General features: G+C 38.4%; 19 protein-coding genes, 1 tRNA gene and 3 pseudogenes. 10 read left to right on the forward strand and 13 right to left on the reverse strand.

Annotated elements, in window-relative coordinates:
• Positions 1-25 precede the first annotated feature (25 nt).
• The 7 genes from QU01_RS02085 to QU01_RS02115 form a co-directional block, all read right to left on the reverse strand.
• Entirely contained in the window at positions 26-385 is a 360-nt protein-coding gene (locus tag QU01_RS02085; RefSeq protein ID WP_033761688.1) for a FlaG family protein, read from the reverse strand.
• A 92-nt stretch (positions 386-477) separates the two neighbouring features.
• Entirely contained in the window at positions 478-1680 is a 1203-nt protein-coding gene (locus QU01_RS02090; RefSeq protein ID WP_033761686.1) for a murein hydrolase activator EnvC family protein, read from the reverse strand.
• A complete protein-coding gene (locus QU01_RS02095) occupies positions 1673-2479 on the reverse strand; it encodes an FtsX-like permease family protein (RefSeq protein WP_033761684.1) in 807 nt (268 codons plus the stop codon). Before QU01_RS02095 ends, QU01_RS02090 begins: the two co-directional genes overlap by 8 nt.
• The gene (locus QU01_RS02100; RefSeq protein ID WP_000111063.1) at positions 2466-3137 is read right to left on the reverse strand and encodes an ABC transporter ATP-binding protein; all 672 of its coding nucleotides are present in this window, start codon (positions 3135-3137) and stop codon (positions 2466-2468) included. Before QU01_RS02100 ends, QU01_RS02095 begins: the two co-directional genes overlap by 14 nt.
• Complete coding sequence (gene trmB, locus QU01_RS02105) at positions 3112-4314, reverse strand: tRNA (guanosine(46)-N7)-methyltransferase TrmB (protein WP_033761682.1); 1203 nt, start codon at positions 4312-4314, stop codon at positions 3112-3114. The genes QU01_RS02100 and trmB overlap by 26 nt, the downstream gene beginning before the upstream one ends.
• Before the next feature lie 10 nt (positions 4315-4324).
• A complete protein-coding gene (locus QU01_RS02110; RefSeq protein WP_033761680.1) occupies positions 4325-5572 on the reverse strand; it encodes a fibronectin type III domain-containing protein in 1248 nt (415 codons plus the stop codon).
• A complete protein-coding gene (locus QU01_RS02115) occupies positions 5535-6518 on the reverse strand; it encodes an RluA family pseudouridine synthase (protein WP_033761679.1) in 984 nt (327 codons plus the stop codon). The genes QU01_RS02110 and QU01_RS02115 overlap by 38 nt, the downstream gene beginning before the upstream one ends.
• A 133-nt stretch (positions 6519-6651) precedes the next feature.
• Here QU01_RS02115 and QU01_RS08210 point away from each other — a divergent pair.
• From QU01_RS08210 to QU01_RS02130, 4 genes and pseudogenes are all read left to right on the forward strand, one after another.
• A pseudogene (locus QU01_RS08210) lies at positions 6652-7106 on the forward strand (GTPase).
• A 203-nt stretch (positions 7107-7309) separates the two neighbouring features.
• Positions 7310-7864 (forward strand): YcjF family protein, encoded by a 555-nt coding sequence (locus tag QU01_RS07945; RefSeq protein ID WP_033761677.1) that lies wholly within the window; start codon positions 7310-7312, stop codon positions 7862-7864.
• A 22-nt stretch (positions 7865-7886) separates the two neighbouring features.
• Positions 7887-9032, forward strand: a complete 1146-nt coding sequence (locus QU01_RS07950; RefSeq protein WP_080248334.1) for an FtsW/RodA/SpoVE family cell cycle protein — start codon at positions 7887-7889, stop codon at positions 9030-9032.
• Positions 8994-9070 (forward strand) — tRNA-Ile (locus QU01_RS02130). Before QU01_RS07950 ends, QU01_RS02130 begins: the two co-directional genes overlap by 39 nt.
• A gap of 24 nt (positions 9071-9094) precedes the next feature.
• Here QU01_RS02130 and QU01_RS02135 read toward each other — a convergent pair.
• The 6 genes from QU01_RS02135 to QU01_RS02160 all read right to left on the reverse strand — a co-directional run bounded on the left by QU01_RS02135 (position 9095) and on the right by QU01_RS02160 (position 14401).
• Positions 9095-10051, reverse strand: coding sequence for a ribose-phosphate pyrophosphokinase (locus QU01_RS02135; protein WP_080248325.1), 957 nt, complete (start codon positions 10049-10051; stop codon positions 9095-9097).
• Positions 10052-10115: 64 nt separating this feature from the next.
• Positions 10116-10601, reverse strand: coding sequence for an HIT family protein (locus QU01_RS02140; protein WP_033761675.1), 486 nt, complete (start codon positions 10599-10601; stop codon positions 10116-10118).
• Between the two features lie 9 nt (positions 10602-10610).
• Positions 10611-12092 carry a Mur ligase family protein gene (locus tag QU01_RS02145; RefSeq protein WP_033761674.1) on the reverse strand — a complete coding sequence of 494 codons (1482 nt, stop codon included), beginning with the start codon at positions 12090-12092 and terminating at the stop codon, positions 10611-10613.
• On the reverse strand, positions 12079-12804 hold the full coding sequence (gene estV / locus QU01_RS02150; RefSeq protein WP_033761673.1) for a lipase EstV: 726 nt from the start codon (positions 12802-12804) through the stop codon (positions 12079-12081). Before estV ends, QU01_RS02145 begins: the two co-directional genes overlap by 14 nt.
• Complete coding sequence (locus tag QU01_RS02155) at positions 12804-13847, reverse strand: D-alanine--D-alanine ligase (protein WP_033761671.1); 1044 nt, start codon at positions 13845-13847, stop codon at positions 12804-12806. The genes estV and QU01_RS02155 overlap by 1 nt, the downstream gene beginning before the upstream one ends.
• A 77-nt stretch (positions 13848-13924) precedes the next feature.
• The gene (locus QU01_RS02160) at positions 13925-14401 is read right to left on the reverse strand and encodes a phosphatidylglycerophosphatase A family protein (RefSeq protein WP_033761670.1); all 477 of its coding nucleotides are present in this window, start codon (positions 14399-14401) and stop codon (positions 13925-13927) included.
• A 148-nt stretch (positions 14402-14549) separates the two neighbouring features.
• Between QU01_RS02160 and QU01_RS02165 the strand changes: the two genes are divergently transcribed.
• The 6 genes and pseudogenes from QU01_RS02165 to QU01_RS02190 all read left to right on the forward strand — a co-directional run bounded on the left by QU01_RS02165 (position 14550) and on the right by QU01_RS02190 (position 21109).
• Entirely contained in the window at positions 14550-15659 is a 1110-nt protein-coding gene (locus QU01_RS02165; RefSeq protein ID WP_033761886.1) for a pyridoxal-phosphate-dependent aminotransferase family protein, read from the forward strand.
• 8 nt (positions 15660-15667) lie between these two features.
• A complete protein-coding gene (locus QU01_RS02170; protein ID WP_033761668.1) occupies positions 15668-16129 on the forward strand; it encodes a phosphoribosyltransferase in 462 nt (153 codons plus the stop codon).
• A gap of 1 nt (position 16130) precedes the next feature.
• On the forward strand, positions 16131-17450 hold the full coding sequence (gene rimO, locus QU01_RS02175; RefSeq protein WP_033761667.1) for a 30S ribosomal protein S12 methylthiotransferase RimO: 1320 nt from the start codon (positions 16131-16133) through the stop codon (positions 17448-17450).
• Positions 17451-17461: 11 nt separating this feature from the next.
• A pseudogene (locus tag QU01_RS02180) lies at positions 17462-18982 on the forward strand (GTPase); the annotation flags it as partial.
• Positions 18979-20694, forward strand: a pseudogene (locus tag QU01_RS02185) (LeoA/HP0731 family dynamin-like GTPase). The pseudogenes QU01_RS02180 and QU01_RS02185, both read left to right, overlap by 4 nt.
• A 163-nt stretch (positions 20695-20857) precedes the next feature.
• The gene (locus QU01_RS02190; protein WP_229260235.1) at positions 20858-21109 is read left to right on the forward strand and encodes a hypothetical protein; all 252 of its coding nucleotides are present in this window, start codon (positions 20858-20860) and stop codon (positions 21107-21109) included.

Raw genomic sequence — 21109 nt, forward strand, 5'->3', positions numbered from 1 at the left:
CTTTCAAAACTTTTGATTAGCCTTTTTAGCCTCTCTTATCAAAGATAATGCCTATCACATCGCGCATTCTTTGCATAAGCTCCACGGCTTCTTTAGAGGGTATTTCTCTTATCACCTTATCCCCATTAGCGTCTTTGACTGAAACCACTAACCCTTTGATCGTATCGTTATAACTAAAATTAATATCCGTGCCAATGCGTTTCATTTCTTCATTCAGACGCTCGCTCAATAATTCCAGTTTGGGTTTGTATTGATCAGAGTCTATCGTTGTCTTAGATTCATCAATAGTGTTTATCGTATTTGTGCGACTGATCTCTTTTGTAGGGGTTGTTTGAACGCTTGTGTGAGATGTGGGAATCCCAATCCCTTGAACTTCATTGACCATAAAAACCTCCAAATTTTTCCATGCCTACAAGTATAGTGATTTCTTTGTTTGCATAAGCTCTTTAGCCAATATCGGCAATAAAAATGATTTGTTTAATTGCGTGCAATGAGTTCTAAGGGGTTAATGTGTTTTTCTCTCATGGTAACTTCAAAGCCCAAGCGTTGATCAATGCGCCCTAAAACATAGCCTTTTTGGATCCGCATGCCGCTTTTAATGGTGGGGGCGATTTTATCCAATTGAGAATAAATCGTGCGGATGCCGTTTTTATGCTCAATGATAACGACTTTTTTAAGCATGTTGATTTCTTTAGCGAACACGATTTTCCCGTCTAAAACATTACGCACCAAAGCGTTTGGGGTTTTTGACACCAGCGTGATAGACTCGCTAAAAATTTTTAAATTATAAACCGGATCAATATAGGGGCCAAATTTTTGCACCACTTCATAATCGTTCAAAGGAGCGATCGTTTTTGGCCCGTTATAGCTCGTGGTATTGATATTTTGATAAGAGCTCGCTACTTGTTTGACTTCTAAGGCTTGAGAAGACTTTTTCAAACTGACTTTTTCTTCATTTTCTCTGTTTTGTTTGATGATATTCAAGCGTTTTAAAAGAGCGTTTAAATTCTGGCGCTCTTTTTCTAAAAGGGTTAGGCGTTGGTTATAGATCGCATAATCTTTTTGCATGCTCAAAATGAGCTTATTTTGTTCGGTTTGCAAGGATTTTAAGGTTGCTTCACGAGTTTTTTGCTCATCTATGACAGATGAGATTTTTTGAATGCTGCTTTTGACTTTTAAAGCTTGCGCATTGAGATCCTTTTCTTCTTGGCTTAGTTGCGACATTTTAGACAGAGTGCTTTGGTGCAAGTTTTCAAACGCCACTTGCAAAATCACATCGTTAGAAGAGGCTAAATTCTGCCCCTTTAAGGCTTGTGAGAAAAGAAAATCCTCTAAAAGCGTATCAAACACTCTCTTTTGTAAAAATGATCGCTGTTTTTGCAAATGATCTAAAGACTTGCGGTAGTTAGTTAGGACTTTTTCTTGCGCCAAACTTTCGTTACGATTTTTTTCAAGACTCTTTTTTAAAGCGATCATTTGGCGCTCCATCTCAGCTTTTTGAAGCTCTTTAGAGCGGATCGCTTCGCCTAAAGAACTCAAACGGCTGTTTAGTTGGTTTTTTTCTTCATGGGTTTTTTTTAAAAGGGTTTCTTTATGTTGGATATCTTTAGCAATATCGCTCACTTTTTGCGTGTTAGCAAATAGTAAGGTGGCTAATAAAAATATTCCTAATTTATACATGTCTAGTCCTCCAAGCTACAAGTAAAACAGAAACAAATGAGACCACAAGGCTAAAAAGCAGTCCCCATAAAAAATGGTTTAAAACAAACGCGTCTCCTATAATACCCAAAGTATCCATCGTTTTTTCAAAACCTTTTTGCGAAGTGGTATAAAGCATGAGCATGGGGGCTAAAAAACTGGCGATTACAGAATCCATTAAAGCTATTTTATACAAAAACCCGTTTTTAAAAGACACCGAAGCCCCTAATAAATCCATGATTTCTAATCTCTCATGGTATTGATAGATCCAGATGCGGACTTGTTTAAACATCAATAAAACCGATAAGACAAAGACCACTAACGCAAAGATATAGACCGCTGCTTTAATAAAACTCAAGAGATCATACACTTGCATGTAAGTTTTGGCAAAGACTTCAACTTTTTGAACGCCAGGGATTTTGAGCAATTTTTCTTTAATGTTTTCTAAACGCTCTTGAGTGGGGAATGTGGAAAGTTGTAAAGAATAAAAAAAGGGTAAATTTTTTTTTAATTCCTTAAGCCCGTCTGTGCCTAAAGTTTTTTGAAGAGGTTCTAAAGAATAATTAGGATCAATTTCTTTTAACGCTATGATTTCGTTAAAATTTTGGCGCAACAATTCCAAGCTTAATTTTTGTGTGCTGGCCAACACAACCGAATAATCTTCAATCAATTTTTTTTCTTTTTGTTCTATCGCTTGATTGATAAATAACACGCATTCCAAGCTAAACAATAACGCTACTAGGGGAATGATAAAGGCTAAATGCTTTTTAAGAGTATTCATAAACTTCCCCATCTTCTATATAAAATTTTCGGTGATAAGCGCTAAAATTTTTAGGGAATTTGTGCGTAACTACCACGATCGTAGCGTTTAATTGCGTGTTCATGCCCCTTAATAGGCTCCAGATTTTATCGCTAGAATAATCGTCTAAATTCCCGGTAGGCTCATCGGCTAAAATGAGTTCAGGGCAGTTCGCCATAGCCCTAGCCATAGCCACTCGCTGTTGTTCGCCCCCACTGAGTTCTTTGGGGTAGCGGTTAGCCTTATGGCGTAAATCAATATGCCCTAAAAGTTTTTCTAGCTGCAAGTGGCATTCTTCTTTTTTAACGCCACAAATCACCATGGGTAGTTTGATGTTTTGCTCAATCGTGTAATCTTGGATCAATTTATAATCTTGGAAAACCACGCCAATATTTTTACGCAAATCCAAAATCGTTGCTTTTGAAGCGTTGTTCATGTTGATATTGCAAACTTCTAATTTGCCGCTAAAAAGTTTTAAATCCCCATAAAACGAACGCAAAAGCGTGCTTTTACCGCTCCCGCTAGGCCCTGAAATGAACACAAAATCCTTGCGTTTGATGCGCAAATTAGCATGCTTAATGACCGGTTCGTTTTGCTGGTATTGTAAGCATAGATTATTCGCTGCAATGATCACACTCATCTAATTCCTTTTGGCTTAGGATATTTTGAAGCAAAAGATGCGCTTTGTGGTTGTTTAAGGTTTTTAAGGGGCTTTTATTGAGGTAAAAAAGCTTATTTTCTGCCAATAAAACAAACAAACGCACAGGCCAATCAAAATCCCCCATACTCAATTCCACTAAAAAATCCCCCTTATTCTCATAAATATTACAAACATGCACAAAATACCCTTCTTTGATGATTTTTGGGGTTTTTAAAATCGCTCCAACGCTTTCTTTATTAATTGTTATTGTATCAAAAGAAAAATCCAATGCATGGTTTTGAGTAGGGTTTTCATCCAATCCTAAAGAATAAATTTTTAAATCATAAATATCTTTTTTGAGTTTATTCCAACGCGCTTCATACTTGCTGACCACCGGTATTTGAGCGTTTTTTTTGATTTCTATCTCGCATTGAAAGTTTTTTAGGGCTAATTTTAGGCTGTCTTCAAAATAAAGGCTATCATCGGTGCGTAATTCCAAAAACCCTTTAGGCTTTAAAACCCTTAAAGCTTCGTTTAAAAACTTTTCGCTTAGCACCCGGCGGTGTTTTTTCTCATTCCATGGCACAGGGAAATGCACAAAAATCTTTTCGCATTTGTGATTTGGCATGCTCTCTAAAACCAAACGGCCATCGCCTTGCAAGATGTGCAGATTTTTTAAATCCAACAACTCCATTTGCTTTAACGCTTGCGCGATAGAGGGGGTGTGAATCTCTATCCCTAAGCATGTTTTAGTGGGGTTGTTTTTGGCTAATTCTATCAAATGCCTCCCACTCCCAAAACCAATTTCTATTAGAATAGGGGCTTGATTTTTTTGGATAAAGTCTTCAAAAGCCTCTAAATCAAGGGCTTTTTTTTGGCTCGCATGTTTAGAATTTTCTTGCAAATTATGCGAAATGACTTCAAAAGATTGCGAATAAATCCTTAAAGCTTGTTTTAAAACCTCTCTTTTTAAGGGCGTTGCTTTTTCGCTTTTGATCAAAAAATCACCCGCTCGCCGGATTTTTTGCAATAAAAAAATATGATTCTTAAAACTCGCATACACACAGCTTTTAGTGGGGTGTTTTAAGCTTAAAAATTCCTTATGAAAACAAAAATCCCCCTCAATTAAGGGGTATTCTAAAGGTTTAAAATCCAGCTTGGCTAAAAAATGGGGCATTAAAACCCTTTTAGCGCTCTAAAAACAAACGCACTTCTTTGCTTGGGTGCGACTCTAAACCATCTTTATCCACGCTCACCACTTGATAGCGATAAGCCACGCCCACTTTCATGTCCTTATCCACGAATTGGTTTTTGGTGATATTCCCAAAGCGCAAAGGGGTTTTAGAATTGGCTTCAAAGCGATACACCGCATAAGTGGCTATTTTAGCGCTTGGGTTATTTTCCCATTGGATAAAGGCTGAAGAATCTTGAATAGTCCCTTTAGTGATGATAGGGGCTTCGGGTCTGTCAGCGGTCTCACCCATGACAGGCTCTTTGGGTAACGCCCCTTCAAGATGCGTTTTATCAAGGGCGACGACTTTATAATAACGAGTGAGGTTGTCTTTTTCTATTTTATCCACATAGGAAGTGTTAGTGGTTTGAGCGATGAATTTGTATTTATCGTTGCGGTTATTGGAAGCGTAAATGCGATAAGCTATCACATCTTCTTGGGTGGATTTATCCCAACTCAATTCAATGTGTCGTGTGAGGTTTTGGCTCACTCTAACATTAGTGATTTCTTTGGGTAAATCTTTGGTTTTCCCCTCCACTATGATACTAGGCCTGGATTTATCCCCCATGAAATTTTCAGCAATGACTTGGTAGCGGTATTTTTTCCCATCCTCTAAATCTTTATCAAAAAACTCCACAAACAAGCGGTTTTTCACAGCCCCTACATTCAAAAATTTGCCTTCTTTATTCTGCCTTTGAATGATGTATCTTGAAACGCTAGGGTTAGGGTGCGGGCTCCAAAAGACTTTCACGCTTTTAGGGTATTCAAGGCTTGCGAACACGCTCTCTACAGGATTGATAAAAGAGGTTTTTACTAGAATGAGATCTGAAAGGTTAGAGATTTTATCGCCCTTGTAAGTGGCTAATTGGTAAGTGTAAGAACTCTCTGTTTCTAGCCCCTCATCATAATAATGGGTCGCATAAGGGTTTTTAATCGTGGCGATTCTTTTAAGCTTGGAGTCTTTTTTCAAACGATACAAAATAAACCCATCAATGTCATAAGTATCAGCGATTTTAGGCCATTCAAAACCCACTGAACTCACATCGTTAATGGTTTTAATAGAATGGACTACCGGAAGCTTAGTATCTATATTTTCTTGATTATTAAGGGCTGAAAAAGTATGATTCCTGGTAGAAGAACACCCTATAAAAACCGCTAATACCACACTACTTTGCAATAAAAGCGTGAAGTATTTTTTCTTCATCCAAGACCTCATCTAAATTCTCCTTGTCAAAAACTTTTTTAAGATATTCTAACATATCCTTTAATAGGGGAACTTTAAAGCGCAGTTTTTGCTCGCTTCTAGGGTGTTTGAACTCTATCAAATAGGCATGCAGCATGATTCTTATTTCTTCTTTGGGGAGCGCTTGATTAAGCCCATAAAGATTATCGCCTATGATGTGTCTGTTCAAATACTCTAAATGCGCTCTGATCTGGTGCGTGCGCCCGGTGAATAGTTTAGCCCCTATCAAATCCATGCCATTTTGAGAAGTCAGCAAGCTAGTAAATTCGCTTTTAGAATAGCGGCTTTTTTCTTTTTTGGCCGCTTTGAGCGCTATCATTTTTAAGCGGTTATTAGGGTTTCTTGTCAAATAGCATTCCACGCTCATTTTTTCTTCTTTTAAGGGCGTTGAGAGCAAGGCGATATAATAGCGCCCCATCATTTTGGTTTTGAGCTGCTCGCTCAAATGAACATGGGTAAAATTGTTTTTAGCGATGACAATCCCTCCGCTCGTATCCTTATCCAAACGATGCACAATCCCATAGCGCTCTTTTAAGCCAAGATTAGAAAGCTCGTAATTTTTAAATTCCAGCCAATCCACTAAAGTAGGCTCTTTCACGCTTGGGGCTTTATGGACGACTAGATTAGGGGGCTTATTCAACACTAACAAGTCTTCATCTTCAAAAATGACTTCTATTTCTAAATCAAGCTCTTTTTTTAAGGGTTTGGGCACGATTTTGGGCGTTAAAAGCGTGATTTCATCGCCCTCTTTTAAAGCTAACCCCCCTTTTTTGACCTCCTTTTTTTGACAAAACACTAACCCCTCTTTAATCAAATTCAATACCTGGTTTTTAGAAATTTGCAATTCTTTGGCTAAAAATTCATCAATGCGTTTGTAATGGGTAGGGGCGATGAAAACTTTTTGCATCCAAACTCTTTTTTGCATTTTTAAAAACCATTATTCTACTCAAAACCTTAAAAAAATCCTATTTCATTATTTGAATACGCTATAATCGGTGCACCAACATTTTGTGGCTCAAATCATTTTTAAAGGGGTTCTAATGGAACATAACGGGCATGATAAACTGAACGGCGTTTTGCGTGGTTTTTTAGGCGACGCGTTCACGCTTGATGGGAAAGAAGGAGGATTGAATATGGAAAAACTGCACGAAGCCATCAAATAAAGAAAAACCAATCATGAATATTTTGCTTATGGGGGCTACTGGGGTGGGTAAAAGCTCGCTCATTAACGCTCTATTTGGTAAAGAAATCGCTAAAGCAGGCGTAGGAAAACCCATCACTCAGCATCTTGAAAAATATGTTGATGAAAAGAAGGGCTTGATTTTGTGGGACACCAAAGGCATTGAAGATAAAGATTACCACGACACCATGCAAAGCATTAAAAAAAGAAATGGAAGATTCTTTTAAAACGCTTGATGAAAAAGAAGCCATTGATGTGGCGTATCTGTGCGTTAAAGAGACTTCTTCTAGGGTTCAAGAGAGAGAGAGCTATTAAGCTTCGCTAAAAATTGGAATATCCCAACGATTATCGTTTTCACAAACACTCAAGCCGAAGACGGCGAGGCGTTTGTCCAAGAAACTAAAGAAATCATAGACGAAGAATGGGGGTTTAAAGGTTTTATCAAAGCCTATGCGAGAGTCAATTCCGTTGCCTTTTCGTTTAGGGGGTTAAAAGTCCCTGTTGAAGGTTTAGAAGAATTGGTAGATGAAACGAAAAAATGCTTGATAGAAGCTAAGAAAAACAAACAAAACCATTTCTTGCTGATTCAAAAAGCTAACATCCAAGCAAGAAAGCAAGCCATGATAGAGGAATGTAAAACCATTATCCATGTTGCATCAGGAGCGGCTGGAGCGGCTGGGCTTATCCCCATACCCTTTAGCGATGCGCTCGCTATCGCGCCCATTCAAGCAGGAATGATCTATAAAATGAATGACGCTTTTGGAATGGATTTGGATAAATCTGTGGGCGCGAGTTTGGTCGCAGGATTGTTAAGCGTAACCGCAGTTGCGCAAGTGGGGAGAACGCTCGTTAATGGTTTCCTTAAATTCATTCCTGTTGTGGGGAGTGTTGCAGGGGGCGTAACCGCTACTGTTATCACAGAAGGCATTGGGTTTGCGTATTTGAAAGTGTTAGAAAAATGCTTCAATGATGAGACGGGCGAAGTCAATTTACCTGGTGAAGTTGGCATGATAACTTCTCTCTTTAAGGAGAATTATCTTAACTTGGATACAATCAAGAAATTAACACAATAAGATTAGGGGTTATGAAAAACGCATGGCATTAGACAAAAGGATTTGGATACATTTTGATCTTTTGCCTTTTGTGTTTATCATTCCCTTGTTGGTGGTTTCTTTTTTATTGATTTTTGAGAGCAGTGCAGTTTTGAGCTTGAAACAAGGGGTTTATTATGCGATAGGGTTTCTTCTCTTTTGGATCGTGTTTTTTATCCCTTTCAGAAAGCTCGATCGCTGGCTCTTTGTGTTTTATTGGGCGTGCGTTATTTTATTAGCGTTAGTGGATTTTATGGGGTCCAGCAAGCTTGGGGCGCAACGATGGCTAGTCATTCCCTTTACCTCTATCACTTTACAGCCTAGCGAACCCGTGAAAATCGCTATCCTTTTGTTATTGGCGCATTTGATTAAAATAAACCCGCCTCCTTTTAAGGGCTATGATTGGGGCATGTTTTTAAAGCTCAGTTTTTACATTTGCTTACCGGCGGCTTTGATTTTGAAACAGCCTGATTTAGGCACGGCTCTTATTGTGCTGATCATGGGTTTTGGGATTTTACTTATCGTGGGCTTAAGGACTAGGGTGTGGCTCCCTCTTTTTATCGCTCTTTTAGTGGCTTCGCCTATCGCTTATCACTTTTTACACGATTACCAAAAAAAGCGCATCGCAGACTTTCTTTCTGAAAAGCCTAATTACCATGTCATGCAATCCATTATCGCTATAGGATCGGGCGGGTTTTTAGGCAAATCTAAAGAAGCCTGCACGCAAACCAAATTCAAATTTTTGCCTATTGCAACGAGCGATTTTATTTTCGCTTACTTCGTGGAGCGTTTTGGGTTTTTAGGGGCTATGTTGCTTTTTGCAATTTATATAGGCTTGAGTTTGCATTTATTTTTTTATCTGTTTGAGAGCAACAGCGATTGGTTTTTAAAGATTGTAGCCCTTGGGATTTCTATTTTAATCTTTGTTTATTCCAGCGTGAATATCGCCATGACTTTAGGGTTAGCTCCTGTGGTGGGGATTCCCTTACCCTTATTCAGCTATGGGGGGAGCAGTTTTATCACTTTTATGATCCTGTTTGCAATCCTAGAAAACCTGCTTGCTTTTCGCTATATTTTTGGATACAATAGCAAACCATCCTTTGGGAATTTTGGATTCTTAGCTCAGCTGGTCAGAGCGCTCGGCTCATAACCGATTGGTCGTAGGTTCAAGTCCTACAGAATCCACCACTCCCACTTTTTTATTCTTTTTTTTTAAGTGAAAAGCGATTGGACGCTTTCGTTATGATAAATCCTTCTGATCACTTCCGCAAATAAGGGCGCTACGCTTAAAGTGGTGATTTTATCGCATTTTTGAACTAAAGGGATAGAGTTAGTTACCACCACTTCATCTAACGCACTTTCTTTAATGCGCTTGATCGCATTCCCGCTCAAAACCGCATGCGTGCCTAACGCCATGACAGAAGTTGCCCCTTGTTCTTTTAAAGCCAAAGCGGCTTTACAGATCGTGCCTGCGGTATCAATCATGTCATCCACTAAAATCACATCGCGCTCCTTGGCTGAGCCGATAATATTCATCACTTCGCTTTCATTAGCTTTTTCACGGCGCTTATCCACGATGATTAAATCTAAGCCCATTTGATTGGCAAAATACCTAGCTCTTGTAACCCCACCCACATCAGGGCTAGCGATTATAGGGTTTTTTAACGCTTTAGAGCGGATATAGTCTCTAAAGACGATAGATCCGTATAAATTATCCACCGGCACATCAAAAAAGCCTTGGATTTGCCCGGCATGCAAATCCATTGTAATGATCCTTTCAATCCCCACTTCTTGCATCAAATTAGCGACCATTTTAGCCGTGATAGGCACTCGTGGAGCTGCTTTTCTGTCCTGTCTGGCATAGCCAAAATACGGCAACACCGCTGTGATAGAATTGGCCGAACTGCGCCTTAAAGCATCTACCATGACTAACAATTCCATTAAATTGTCATTGACCGGCACGCAAGTGGGCTGGATGATAAAAATATCCTTACCGCGCACCGATTCGCTGATTTGGATATTGATTTCACCATCGCTGAATTTGCCGATCACCGCTTTGGATAAGGGAACGCCTAAATGCTTTGACACTTCTTTGCCAAAGGCAGGGTGAGCGCTCCCTGAAAAAATTTTAAAACCACGCATCTTTGCCTTAAACCCACGTGCCTTCATCGTTTACACTCCCTAAAATGAATTAAAATCAATTGTAGCGCACCCAAACTAAAAGCGTTTGTTTTCAACCAAGCTCCTTTTCTAATAAGTTTTTTAACGCAAGATAGGTTTCATTAAGATCCATCCCGCATACCCTAGTTTGAGCGATAACGCTCATAAAATTGCTATCGCCTAAAAACCTAGGCACTAAATGCATGTGCAAATGCTCAGGAATCCCTGCACCGGCGTTTCTGTGCAAATTCAAACCTAAATTGATCCCTTGAGCACCATAAGCATACAACGCTTTTAACACTTTAGGCGCTAATTTATTCATGTTCAGCCAAATGTTAAGATCTAAAAGTTCAACGCTCGCTTGATGCACATGAGTAACGATCAACAAATGCCCCGGGTTATAAGGGTAGGCGTTCATCACCACAAAGAGATCGCTATTTCTATAAAGCACTCTGTTTTCTGAATCTTTTGTGGGGTTTTGAGAAATTTCACAAAAGACACAACTCTTATTTTTCTCTTTCAAATAACTTTCGCGCCAAGGAGCGTATAAATGTTGCATGTTCATTTCCTAAATGTAATTAGGGGCGTCATTAGCAAATAAAATCAAATCGCCTTGAATCGTGGTGGCTTGTAAGATATTTTCCAATTGCGCCTTATCCTTGAGTAAGATTTTTTGGGGAGTTTTTAATTTGGAGGCAATCGTTTTGGAGTTCAACTCCCCTGTGATGATAGCGACATCAAAAACCCCGTCTATTTTTTGCGCTAAAGCCTCATTACTTTCTGTATTGCTTTCCACTAAACCCGGTGTTACAATGACTTTACGCCCTTCATACAAACTCGCTAAACGAATGCCCTCTAACATGCCCTTTAAATTCCCATTAAAGCTATCGTCTATGATGATTTTTTGATTCACTTCCAAAAGTTGCAAACGATGGGCGATAGGGTTGAGTTCCAAAACAAGCCGTTTGATCCTTTCGGTCTCTAAGCCTAAATGCTTAGCGATCAAAATGGCTGAAGCGATATTATAAGCGCTAAATTCCCCTAAAACCTTTGTTTCAAATTTTTCCCAAACGCTATCTATAAGCATTTCAAAAGAAGTGCCTTTTAAAGTGGATTGGATGTTTTTAACCAAGCTAGAAACATCTATTAAAGGGCTATCTTTAGGGGCATAGGGTTTGATCTTTTCCACAGAATAACAAAAGGCTTTTTCTAAGCGTTTGGAATCCAATAATTCCGCTTTAGTCTCGCAAATATTTTCTAAAGTTTTAAAGTATTCTAAATGCTGTTCGCCCACTTCTGCGATCACGGCAAGGTGTGGTTCAATAAGGCGGGTGATTTCTTTAATATCGCCCTTATTCCTTGCCCCGGCTTCAGCGATATAGATTTCGCTCTTATTGTCTAAATTCTGGTTAATGTCGTTCGCAATGCCTAAAAGGGTGTTGACGCTTTTGGGGCTTGCATGCGCGTTGAATGTGGTTTGTAAGATTTGAAGCAAGAAATTTTTGGTGCTGGTTTTCCCAAAGCTTCCGGTAATGGCGATGACTTTTAAATTTTTTAAAGAGGCGATTTTGTCTTTAGCGGTTTGCAAATACCGCTTGGATAAGGCTTTTTCAAAGATTAAAGAAGCACTCAAAACGAATATAAACAAACACAAACAGCCTAGCGCAAGCGAAATCCCGTTCAAAGGGACTAGTTCTATATTTAAGATTTCATGCAAGATTAAAAAGAGTAATAAGAAGATGAAAAAGCGCTTCACCCTTGGCGTGAAAACTAAAGGCTTGTCGTTGCGTTTGGCCCAGATAATGAGCATGGGCATTTGAATAACGCCACAAAAGAAATCAAAAACAAACGGCATTTTGAAAGCATACGATACGATAAACACCCCTAAAGGCAATAAAAAATAAATCCCATGCCAACGCATTTTATGATGCTTGGTTAAAATCCTAAACACGCTGTAATGATACCATTGCAATAAAGTCATTATATAATAGCCGAGCCCTGTTATAAAGAGCCAACGAAACGCTAAATTCAGCCAACTAAGACTTTGCATGATGATATTTCTCCACTAGTTTTTCAATCTCTTTTGCTTGGTTTAAAAAAAAGAAATGATCCCCTTCTAAAACAAATAATGCGCTTTTTTTCAATAAGGTTTGCATTTTTTGAGCGGAGCTTAAGGGGGTTGCTTTATCATCTTTACCCCAAAATAATAAAACTTCCTTCTCGCATCGTTTGAAATGCTCGCTAAAGTCTTCGCTAATCACTTTTTTAAAGGTTTCATACATCACTTGATTAAGCCCCATAGCGTCCTTACTCCTCAAAAACTCTAAATTCAAGCCTAATTTTTTAAAGATTTTAGCTAAAAGGATTTTACAACGCACTTTTAAGGGTTTTGGCTCTAAGATCCCCGCACTGCTCAATAAAACAATGCGTTCGTTTTCACACAAGATCGCTACTTTCCCTCCAAAGCTATGCCCAAAAACGACATGCGCTTTTTTACCCACGCTTTTTAAGAATAAATTGATGATATTAGCATAATCTTTAGTTTCTAAGACTTTTTCATCGTTAGGGCTTTGATTGAAGCCGGGCAAATCCACATACAAATGGTTGTAATTTAAAAAACAGCCTTGAAACGCTTGTTGCATGATTTCTTTAGAACTCCCCCAGCCATGCAAAAACAAGGCGTTTAAAGGGCTATGGTGGTCTATAAAAGTGTAGGAAATGTCAAAAACGCTATCCAAATAAGCGATACTGCGTTTGGCCATTACTTATTCTTTTGGATTTGCAACAAATAAGAGTTTTTGATTTGGATTTTAGGGGTTTTGGGTAATGATTGCGCTAAATTTTCTAGCGTTGTTTTAAAATCATCAAACAAATAATTGGCCAAACTGCCAGGAATGGGGTTGATCTCATTAAGATACACTTCATTTTCTATGACAAAAAAATCGCAACGAATGAGCGCGCCATCAAACAAATCGTTATAGAGTTTTTTAAAATTTTCTTTCAATTGTTCTTCTAGGGCGTTAGAAAGATTCGCTTTAGGGGCTTTGGTGCGTGAAAAATCCAAATATTTTTGTTTGAAATCTAAAAATTCCTGTTTGTTAGGCTCTTCAATATAGGAAAAACAAAAATCCTTTTTGATCTTGCAACCGGCTAAATTGTATTCTTTCACCCCTTGAATGAAAGGCTCTATTAAGACCTCTTTAGAATATTCAAACGCACCGTCTAAAGCGTAAATCAATTCTTTTTCTTCTTTCACCACGCTCACCCCTAAAGAGCTCCCGGCGCTATTAGGCTTGATTATGAAAGGAAAATTAAAGTTCATCAAATTTAGGGCGTTAGCGCGGTTTTTTTCATTCAAAAGAACATGATCTAAAGTCTTTACCCCTAAATCTTTAGCGTAAAGCTTGGTTAAATATTTGTTATAACTCAACACGCTCGCTTCAATCCTAGGGCCTATAAAAGCGATACGATAAAATTCTAACAGGCTCGCTAATTTCCCGTCTTCGCCATCGCCCCCATGCACAAGGTTGATCACTAAAGGCAATTCTATCGTTTTAGTGCCTAAAAACGAATTTTTAAGCAAACCCTTTTGCGTAAGGATTAGGGGGGGTAATTTTTTTTCTTTGATTTGAGCGAAGTATTTTGAATGCATGTTAGATTCTTCAATCAAATAAAAATGATGGTTTTCATCTAAAAAAATAAAATATTTAATCCTATCCTTTAACGCTTCTTTAAGCGCAATCGCACTCACAATGCTGATTTCATGCTCAAAACTCGCCCCACCAAATAAAACGCAAAACTCCACGATCAAACTCCCTAAAAACGATTGCGATAAAGTCTATCTATATTTACCTAAAAAAAGGCTTTTGAATTTTCTTAAAATTAAAGTTTAATGTTGAAAAATCCTAAAATATGGATGACTAACAACGCGCTCAATCCGGCTAAAATCCCGGCTAAAGCGTCATCAGCCACCACCCCTAAGCCCCCTTTAACTTCTTTGTCTATTTTGCCAATGAGTGAGGGCTTAGTAATATCATAGATCCTAAAAAAGATAAAACTCAAAACCACGCCCGCTAACGATAACCCGCTAATCGCCATCGCCAACCACATGCCCACTAATTCGTCTATCACAATGTAAGAGCTGTCATGGATATTAGTCTCTTCTTCTTCCTTGTCTATTTGAGCGATAGCGATAAGCCCAACAAAAATCGCCCCTAAAAACAAAGTGTTAGCCGAAAAAATTAAAACGGGTAAGCCTAATAACAACGCTACTAAACTCCCTATCGTTCCAGGAGCTTTTTTAGAATACCCGCTAAAAAAAAGGGTTAAAAAACATGCGCGAAGACTAAATTTATCCAATCATTGCCTTAAATTCTTTTTAAATCATGGCATTTTAGCATTTTATTTGCATTAAAAAGCGATTTTCTTAAACAATAAGGCTTAATTTTAAGCGCGTTTTAGTATGATAACTTTTAAATTCTCTCAAAAATTAAAGGTTAATTTTAAAATGTTGCTTTTCACTCCAGGCCCTGTAGCCATTAGCGAAGAGATGCGCTCAAGCTTTTCTCAGCCAATGCCCCACCACCGCACTAAAGATTTTGAAAAGATTTTCCAAAGCGTGCGAGAAAATTTAAAAAAAATGACCGGTTTAGAAGAAGTCTTGCTTTTAAGCAGTAGCGGGACAGGGGCTATGGAAGCGAGCGTGGTTTCGTTGTGTCAAAAAGAGTTGCTTTTTGTTAATGCGGGCAAGTTTGGCGAAAGGTTTGGCAAGATCGCTAAAGCCCATTTTATCAAAGCCCATGAATTAGTCTATGAATGGGACACGCCGGCTCAAGTAGATGGAATATTAAACGCGCTTAAAGCCAACCCTAACATTGATGCGTTTTGCATTCAAGCATGCGAGTCTAGTGGGGGGTTACGACACCCTGTAGAAAAAATCGCTCAAGCGATCAAAGAAACTAACCCGAATGTTTTTGTCATAGTAGATGCTATCACCGCTTTAGGGGTTGAGCCTTTAGAAATAACGCATATTGATGCACTCATTGGAGGGAGTCAAAAAGCGTTCATGCTGCCTCCTGCGATGAGCCTAGTCGCGTTGAGCCAGAAGGCGATTGAACGCATAGAAGAACGCAATGTGGGGTTTTATTTCAATTTAAAGAGCGAATTGAAAAACCAAAGGGATAACACCACAAGCTACACCGCTCCTATTTTACACACTTTAGGGTTGCAACGCTATTTTGAATTGGTGCAAAATTTGGGGGGCTTTGAAGCGCTCTATCAAGAGACTAAAAGAGTTGCTTTAGCCACTCAAAAAGCCGTTTTAGCGCTGGGTTTAAAGATTTTCCCTAAAAGCCCGAGCTTGAGCATGACAACGATTGTTAATGAGCATGCCAAAGAATTGAGAAACCTTTTAAAAGAAAAATACCAGGTGCAATTTGCGGGCGGTCAAGAGCCTTATAAAGACGCGCTCATTCGCATCAACCACATGGGGATCATTCCTGTTTACAAAAGCACCTACGCCTTAAACGCCCTAGAATTAGCCTTAAACGATTTGGATTTAAGGGAGTTTGACGGTGCGGCGAATACAACCTTTTTGAAGCAATATTATGGAATTTGAGGATTACAATGCATTATTCTTATGAAGCCTTTTTGAAAGACAGCTTAGAATTAGTGGAACAAGTGGAGTGCATTTGCGGTGTCCCAGAAGCTCTTGTGTGCGTGATGCGAGGGGGCATGACTTTAGCGCATTTTTTGAGTTTGCACTGGAATTTAAGGGAAGTTTATGGTATCAATGCGATTTCTTATGACACCACCAACCGACAAAACGCCCTAAAAATTGAAAATATCCCCACGATTAAAGAGCGTCTAAAAACCATTTTAGTAGTAGATGAAATCGTAGATAGCGGTAATTCTTTAGAAGCGGTGCTTAAAGTGTTAGAAGAAAAACACCCCGATAAAAAGTTTTATAGCGCGAGTTTGTTCCAAAAAACAAGCGCGAAATACAAAGCCGATGCGTTTTTAAAAGACGCTCCTGAATGGATTGATTTCTTTTGGGAAGTGGATTTAAAAAACTTGAAAAGCCATTAACATGCAAATTAAAGAAAACAAACAACTCTGCTTGATCTCATTAGGTTGTTCTAAAAATTTGGTGGATTCAGAGGTGATGTTAGGCAAGCTTTATAACTACACGCTCACTAATGACGCTAAGAGCGCTGATGTGATTTTGATCAACACTTGCGGTTTTATTGAAAGCGCTAAACAAGAGAGTATCCAAACCATTCTCAACGCCGCCAAAGACAAAAAAAAGGGAGCGATTTTGATTGCGAGCGGGTGCTTGAGCGAACGCTATAAAGATGAAATCAAAGAGTTGATCCCTGAAGTGGATATTTTTACCGGCGTGGGGGATTATGACAAAATTGATATTTTGATCGCTAAAAAACAAAACCAGTTCAGCGAGCAAGTGTTTTTAAGCGAGCATTATAACGCGCGCATTATCACAGGTTCTAGCGTGCATGCTTATGTTAAAATTTCTGAGGGTTGTAACCAAAAATGCTCTTTTTGTGCTATCCCTAGCTTTAAGGGGAAATTACAAAGCAGGGAATTAGATTCCATTTTAAAAGAAGTGGAGGATCTGGCCCTTAAAGGCTATAAAGATATGACTTTTATCGCTCAAGATTCTAGCTCGTTTTTATACGATAAGGGGCAAAAAGACGGCTTGATCCAGCTCATTAAGGCGATTGACAAACAGCAAGCCTTAAAGAGTGCTCGTATTTTATACCTCTACCCCTCTAGCACCACTTTAGAGCTGATTGGCGCGATTGAAGACTCGCTTATTTTTCAAAATTATTTTGACATGCCCATCCAACATATCAGCGACTCCATGCTTAAAAAGATGCGCCGTAACTCCAGCCAAGCGCACCATTTAAAGCTTTTAGATGCCATGAAGCAGGTTAAAGAAAGCTTTATAAGAAGCACGATCATTGTAGGGCATCCAGAAGAAAATGAGGGCGAATTTGAAGAATTGAGCGCGTTTTTAGACGAGTTCCGGTTTGACAGATTGAATATTTTTGCTTTCAGTGCGGAAGAAAACACGCATGCCTATTCTTTAGAGAAAGTGCCTAAAAAAATCATCAACGCCCGCATTAAAGCCTTGAATAAAATCGCTTTAAAACACCAAAACCATTCTTTTAAGGCTTTGTTGAATAAGCCCATTAAGGCGTTAGTGGAAAATAAAGAGGGCGAGTATTTTTACAAAGCAAGGGATTTGAGATGGGCGCCTGAAGTGGATGGGGAAATTTTGATCAACGACAGCGAACTAACCACCCCTTTAAAACCTGGGCATTACACGATTGTGCCTAGTGTGTTTAAAGACAATATCTTACTCGCTAAGGTTTTAAGCCCTTTTTAAAAGCTAGCCATAAGGCTGTTTTAAACGAACTTCATTCATTGCAAGATGGAGCGATTATAGGCGATGGGAGGAGCGATTTCACTTTAAAAACACGATCTTATTCTTTCCAATACAACCATCAAAATTTTGTTTTGTTGGATGTGCCAGGGATAGAAGGCAGCGAACAAAAAGTGATTGATCAGATTTCTAACGCAACGCAAAAGGCCCATGCTATTTTTTATGTTACCAAAACGCCTAATCCTCCGCAAAAAGGAGAAGAAGGGAAAAGGGGAACGATTGAAAAAATCCAAAAACAACTCGGTTCGCAAACAGAGGTATGGACGATTTTCAACAAACCGATTAATAGCCCAAGAGCCTTAAAAGATAAGCTTATTAATGAAAGCGAAAAAGAAAGCTTAAAAACTTTAGACGAAAAGATGAAGGGCGTTTTAGGCGAACATTACAAGGGTCATAAGGTGGTTAGCACCCAAGCGGCTTTTTATGGCCTTTCACAGGCTTTGATCCCAGGGACTGATTTTGATAAAAAGAAACAAAAATTTCTAGAGGTTTTTAAAGAGGAAGAATGGTTATTGTATAAATCCCGTTTCCAACAATTAGGAGAATTTATAACCGAAGCACTTCTTGAAAACTCGCGCGCCAAAATCATAGAATCCAACTGCAACAAAGCCTTAAAAGCGATAGAAAAATTACAAGAAGCGATCAAAATCACGATTGACAGACAGATCGATCCAACGATTAAAGAAATGCAAGAACACCAGCAAGAAGCTCGCTTTGATTTGGATCGTTCTAAAGAAAAATTTATATCAGATTTGGAAAAATCAGCGTTCAGCAAAATCAATCAATTCGAATCTGATTTTAGAAAAGAAATGCATGAACGCATTGAAAGAGGTATTGGAAATGGTGAATGTGAAAGAATTTTTGAAAATGAACTCAAACAAAGAGAGACAAAATTGATTGAATGCATAGAACGGCGGTTCAAAGAATGTGAGGAACGATTCCGTGGAAGTGTAGGAAAAAATATTGAACAATTTGAAGAAAGAGTTAAAGATTCTCTAGCGATTACAGAACGCATCGGTATTAATAATTTTAGTTTTAATCCTAATTCTAATTTTAATATGGATAGCGGCATTGATATGATAGGCTTATTTAGTTCAATAGGAGGTTTGGTGTTGCTTTTCTTGACGCCTATAGTAGGTGAGTTTGCGCTAATTGCAGGAGTGGGTTTAGCATTTGTGGGGATAGGTAAAGCAGTGTGGAGTTTTTTTGATTCAGACTATAAAAAATCCCAACAAAGAAAAGAAATGAATAAGAATTTAGATAAAGCTTGTGAAAAAATTGCAGAGAATGTGAAAAGCCGCATTGAAAGTTATAAAAACGGTGCATTGGGAATGATTGAAGAACTCAACGCCGGTTTTAACGATCTCGTTGTTTGTTACGAGCGCATGAGGGAAGGATTGATAAAAGCCGGCGAAGACTTATGGCATTTAGATGATCGCATCAAAACCACATTAAAACAAAGGATCGCACAATGAAGAATGAAACGCTAGAACAATTTAAAAGAAATCAAAAGAGGAATCAAGAAAATCTTAAAAAATTGCTTGATTTTATCCATACTGGGGAAGAATACGGCATCAAGGTTGAAGAGTCTCTCAAAGACAAGATCCATAATGCGATTAAAAATGTTGCCGGTCAAAAACTTAAAGTGGCTTTAGTGGGAGGTTTTTCTGAAGGAAAAACATCCATAGCGGCAGCTTGGATCGAGCGGTTGGATAAAGAGAGCATGAAGATAGATCACAAAGAATCAAGCGATGAAGTTAAAATCTATGACATAGATGATGAAATTGAGCTGGTTGACACCCCAGGACTATTTGGGTTTAAAGTGAAAACACACGATAGCGGCAAAATAGAACGCTATAAAGATATTACAAAAAAATATATCAGCGAAGCCCACCTCATTTTATACGCTCTCAACCCGTCAAATCCCATCAAAGAAAGCCATAAGGACGATTTGAACTGGTTGTTTAGGACGCTCAATCTTTTATCCAGGACGATATTTGTCATCAGCCGTTTTGATGAAGAAGCGGATATTGAAGATGAAGAAGATTACAACAAAAGATTTAAAATCAAAAAAGAAAACATCCAAAACCGACTGAATGATCTGATTTCTTTAAGCGAAGAAGAAAAAGAAAGTTTGATTATTGTCGCTGTCGCTGCAAACCCTTATGATTTGGGGGTGGAACACTGGCTAAAGCATCAAGAAGAGTTTCAAAAGCTCTCACACATCAAAGCCTTGCAAGATGCGACACAAAAAAAGATTAAAGAAAATGGCGGGAAATTAACCATCATAGAAGAAGCTAAAAAAAGCATCATTCAAGATGTTATCTATAGGCAAATGCCGCCCGCAAAACAAGCGTTGCAAGGTATTAATGGAGAAATGGAATATTTGAATAAAACGCTTGAAAGGCGAAAAGAGATTCAAAAATTAAGTGGAGAAATTTCTCAAGCCCGCATTCATTTAAAAGAATTTATAACGAGGTATTTTAGCGATCTTATCTCTCAAATTTCTGGCACCAGTCTAGAAATCTTTAATGATTTTGTTATGAGAGAAATAGGCGATAAAGGTATCAATATAGAAACAAGAGTCCAAAATGCATTTGAAAGAGAAACGCAAGGGATCTTCAATGAAATGGCTAAAATTGAAACGGGTTTTAATGCCGATATGAGTTTTTTTGAAAAGCATGCCGGAGCATTGGGGAAAATTGGAATCAATTTTTTAAATCAAAGCGGGTTTATCAATGCGACTAACATCAAACTGGTTAGAGACGGAATAGTGGCTGTGGCAAAATTTGTGGGCATAGATTTGGCTTTAAAATTCAAACCTTGGGGCGCTGTCAGATTGGCAGGCAATTTGAATAAAGCTTTACCACTTATCGGTATTGCTTTTGAAATAGGGGATTCTGTGATGAAGCTCAAAAAGGAAAAAGAACTTGAATAAACCAAAGAAAAAATGAAATCCAATTTTGAAGAAGCTAAAGAACAAATGATAGAGTTCATCAATGATGAAACCAAATTCAAACAAACATGTTTTCCGAACGCGTTGGAACTGGAAAAATCCTTTCAAGAATTAGAAGAAAAAATTAAAAAAACGCAAGAGTGCGCTCAAGGACTGGAAAAATGAATTCAAACTGGCGAAGATTTTATCAAGGGCGAAGATATTATAGATGTTGAGCCTGAAGAGGAATGAACTGAATTTGTGTTAGAATTTCAAAAACGCATCAAAAAAGCTTTTTGGCTGAGCTTGAAACGGTCTAATCCAACAAGCGGCATTTTAAATGTTTTAATAAGGAAAAGTGATGTTTTCTAAAATTTGTGCATCTTTTAAGCTTGCCAACGCATTCAAAGGCTTTATATGCAAACGCATTTCAAGCCCTGGGCAAAGCACTCGCATTACCAAAATGGTTTTGGGTATCAAAGACGCTTTCAATGGCGATAAAGATCCATTGAATAACGCTTGTGAAGCTTTGGATTTGGTAGTGAAATTTAAGAAAGAGCACCCGCAAGATTTTGACGAATTGTTTGAAATTTTAAAAGAACTCATCCAAGAATACGAACAAAATCCTGATGAGATCAAACAAAATCTCAAAGAAATCCTAAAATAA

This window comes from Helicobacter pylori SA221C (genome assembly GCF_000476855.1).
In the GTDB taxonomy this organism is placed as follows: Bacteria; Campylobacterota; Campylobacteria; order Campylobacterales; family Helicobacteraceae; genus Helicobacter; species Helicobacter pylori_DK.